Source organism: Rhodococcus sp. (in: high G+C Gram-positive bacteria), from assembly GCF_049286785.1.
In the GTDB taxonomy this organism is placed as follows: Bacteria; Actinomycetota; Actinomycetes; order Mycobacteriales; family Mycobacteriaceae; genus Rhodococcus_F.
Genome location: NZ_JBAQEO010000565.1, coordinates 1 through 1888, shown reverse-complemented (window position 1 = coordinate 1888; position 1888 = coordinate 1). Strand labels below are relative to the sequence as shown.

Genomic DNA, 1888 nt, shown 5'->3' with positions numbered 1-1888 from the left:
AAGGGTTGTCTTGCGAGGACAAGCCCTCGATACCGGGAGTTCCGCTGTCCCACACGCACCGACACGCCCTTTACTCACGTGTGTCCCATTTGACCCAACAGTCACACGCCTAACTGCGCGGCATTGCCGTTAGTCCCCATGTACGGATATTGTTTCGCCGGGATTGCTGCCAAAGAGCAACTCGATATCGAGGCGGCTGAGTCGTACTTTCGGCAGGCCCTCGAGCTTGCGCAACGATCGAGTGGACGCCGTTCGTACGCCACACGGCTCGCCGGCGCGGTCCTCGGCGATCTGTTGTATGAGCAGGGCCATATGGATGAGGCAGAACGACTGCTCGATGAGAGCTATCAACTCGGCTCCGAGGGGGGACTGGTCGAGTTCCTGCTCGTCACTTACGGCACCGGAGCTCGGATCAAGGCACTCCGCGGCGATCATGAAGCGGCATCCAAGAGGCTTGACGAAGGAGCCAGAATCGCCGACACCCTCGGACTCCCTCGGCTGGCCGCGCGGATCAAGAATGAGCGGATCCGGTTCGGACCGGCCCCCACCGCCGAGCGAGAGCGGAAGCCCCGACTATCTGATGCCGACACAGACTCATTCGGCGTGCAGCGAACCGGTGCGGACGGAATCGCGACCATCACCGCTGAGCTCGAAGAGGACTCCGCGATCCGCGTGTCGCTCGCGTGCGGCTCGTTCGCCGAAGCCTGCAGTCGGTCTGAGAAGCTACTGCGGAATCGACTTTCACAGGATCGCCCGAGAGCGCTGCTGCGGGCGCAGCTCGGCCACGTCGCCGCATTATCCGCGGCAGGTCGTGTTGACGAGGCCAAGGACGAGGTGATCCCTTTGGTGGTCAAGTGCGCCGAAGTCGGATTGATTCAGATCGTGTGCGACGAGAACCCGCAGATCGGCCGACTCATCGCCCTGCTCAACGAGGATCAGGTGCATCATCAGTTGCGGTCACCATGGCCCACAGTGCCTAAACTCTTCATCGATACAGTGTTGGCCGATCTCGATCGGACCACACACCGTTCCACCCGGTGAACGCGCCGACCTGGACCTGCTCCCGGATCTCGGCGGGGTACTGGCGACCGGCGGCCAACCTCAGCTCGCACTTGTTTCGACATTTGCCTGTACCTCGTTGTAGACCGCAGTCTCGACGCGGGCTCTGACAGGCCGCGGCAGTTCGTGACACCGAGGGTGTCGTCGATGAGCAGTGCGCAACTGCCGCAGTGCCTGCCTTCGATCCGGAAAATGTGGGTTGCCATGCGGAGTTGTCCCTTCCGAGAATGGTGATCATGCCCGAGTACATGCCCATGCCGCAGGCATAGCCCACTCGGCCTGGCTGCAAAGTGCCCAGGTCGATGCGGATTCCACCACTGGTCGCGCCGTCGTGGTGACCCCGAGGCTCGGGAAGACCATGTCGGACCGAAACCTTGGTCGGTCCCCTGGACCTGTGCCACTGGTCTCATGCACTGGGGACGGCCCAACACGTCTCTACCACATCCGGCAGCCCCTTCAACCCGTCGGAGACGGGACGGCTCAGGGTTATGGGTGCCGGAACTCGTTCGGAGAGCGGCCGGTCCATCGCTTGAAGGCGTGTGAGAAGTTGGTGAGGTCGCTGTATCCGAGCTCCGTGGCGATCTCACTCACCGACATTGATCGGTCGAGTAGCCGCAGCATCGCGCGCTCGCGCAGGAATGACTGGCGCAACTCGCGGAAGGTGGTCCCCTCTTCGGAGAGGCGCCGCTTGAGTGTGCTGGTGGATATCGACAGCTGGTCTGCGACCCACTTGCTACTTCGTTGTCTGGGATCCTTCTCCAACAGCTGTCTCACCTTCTCCGAGAACGACGTGGTTTCGCTGCGCTGGTCGAGAGTCCGCTGCAGATCG

Annotated in this window: 2 protein-coding genes; one reads left to right on the top strand and one right to left on the bottom strand. The window is 62.2% G+C overall.

The window, feature by feature from the left end; translation table 11 throughout:
- Positions 1–138 precede the first annotated feature (138 nt).
- Entirely contained in the window at positions 139–1041 is a 903-nt protein-coding gene (locus WAW17_RS20355) for a hypothetical protein (protein ID WP_422334724.1), read from the top strand.
- A 504-nt stretch (positions 1042–1545) separates the two neighbouring features.
- Here the strand turns inward: WAW17_RS20355 and WAW17_RS20350 are convergent.
- Positions 1546–1888 (bottom strand): helix-turn-helix domain-containing protein (locus WAW17_RS20350; RefSeq protein WP_422334723.1); only part of this gene is annotated, 343 nt, incomplete at its 5' end.

Excerpts from the sequence above, each read along its gene's own strand:
- WAW17_RS20355 (WP_422334724.1), top strand. The coding sequence starts at position 139 with ATGTACGGATATTGTTTCGCCGGGATTGCTGCCAAAGAGCAACTCGAT.